The organism is Dapis hubbardiae BLCC-M172 (assembly GCF_050016015.1).
GTDB lineage: Bacteria > Cyanobacteriota > Cyanobacteriia > Cyanobacteriales > Microcoleaceae > Trichodesmium.
Genome location: NZ_JBNHEQ010000146.1, coordinates 43,606 through 45,378, shown reverse-complemented (window position 1 = coordinate 45,378; position 1,773 = coordinate 43,606). Strand labels below are relative to the sequence as shown.

The window sequence follows — 1,773 nt, the reverse complement described above, 5'->3', positions numbered from 1 at the left end:
CAGCCACAATCAACGATGGCGGAACACCAGACGACCCCACAGACGACACCATAGACTTTACTCCTGACCCCAACTTCGATGGCAACCCCACCATTAACTATACAATCACAGACAGTGATGGAGACTCTAGCCCTGCTACTGTAGATATTACAGTAGATAACGTGCCCACAGCAGTCAACGACACAGCCACAGTAGCCGAAACTGGAACCACCAACATTGACATACTCAGTAATGACAACTTTGGTGGAGACGGAGCCGGAACAATAACCATAGATGGAGTCACAGGAGGCACAGCCACAATCAACGATGGCGGAACACCAGACGACCCCACAGACGACACCATAGAATTTACTCCCGACCCCGAAAGTGATGAAGAGCCAAGCATTAACTATACAATCACAGACAGTGATGGAGACAGTAGCAGTGCTACTGTAGCTATTACAGTAGAAGCCGAGCCAACTCCAACTCCAGCACCAAACCAAGAGCCGATCGCCGCTCAAGACAACGGCACAACATTTATTAATCAACCAGTCACATTCAACATTACTGGTAACGATAACGATGTAGATGGCAACATCGACCCCACAAAAGTAGACCTAAACCCCAATACGCCAGGAATTCAAAAAACATTCACAGTATCAGAAGGAACATTTACAGTAAATGATGAAGGAGATGTCACCTTTACCCCTGTTGATGGGTTCGTCGGTGAAGTAACCATCCCCTACACAGTAGCAGACAATGATGGCCAAACCTCTAACCAAGCAAATATCACTGTTGAAGTAGTCAACATTCCACCTGTAGCTACTGAAGACAGCGCCAGTAGTGAAGTGGGAGTACCAGTAACTTTTAACATAGTCAACAACGACACTGATAACGATGGCAACATCGACCCCATATCTATCGATCTAGACCCTGATACACCAGGAATTCAAGAAACATTCACAGTACCAACTCAAGGCACATTTACTGTAAATAATGAAGGAGATGTCACCTTTACCCCTGTTGATGGGTTTGTCGGTGAAGTAAATATTCCCTACACAGTAGATGACAATAATGGCAGCACATCAGAAATAGCTAATATCAATGTCAATATTACTACAGAACTACCTTTTGCCACCGATGACAACGCTAGCACTACGCTTAATACACCAGTTAGTTTCCAGCTAACTGAAAATGACATAGCTGATGAGGGAACTCAGATAGACCCAGGCACTATCGACCTCAACCCTAACACCCCTGAAGTAGAAGAAAAAACAGTAACTGTAGACGAAGGAACCTTTACAGTAGATGATGAAACTGGAGAACTAACTTTTACTCCAACAGATGGATTTGTTGGTGAAGTCACAATTCCTTACACTGTAAAGGATACAACAGAGAATATCTCTAACCAAGGCCAAATTACTGTAGAAGTTATAGATAACCCTCCCATCGCCACAGAGGATAATGCTACTACCTCTGTAAATCAACCAATAACATTCAATATTGGTAACAATGATGTGGATATAGAAGGAGAAGTAGTCCCCTCCACAATAGATTTAAACCCAAGCACACCAGATATTGAAAAAACATTAACAGTACCCAACCAAGGTATTTTCAATGTAGATGAGAATGGCGACCTGACCTTTACTCCCGAAACTAACTTTGTAGGTGAAGTCACAATTCCCTACACTATAGCAGACGAAAACAATAATGTATCAACTCCAGCAAATATAACTGTCACCGTCACCCCAGTAGGTGAGTTAACAGATGACACAGCCAGCACCCCCGCCAACA

General features: G+C 43.6%; 1 protein-coding gene. It reads left to right on the top strand.

The window, feature by feature from the left end:
• Positions 1-1,773, top strand: a 1,773-nt coding sequence (locus tag ACP6PK_RS12730; protein WP_426559942.1) for an Ig-like domain-containing protein, incomplete at both ends; no start/stop codon positions are given.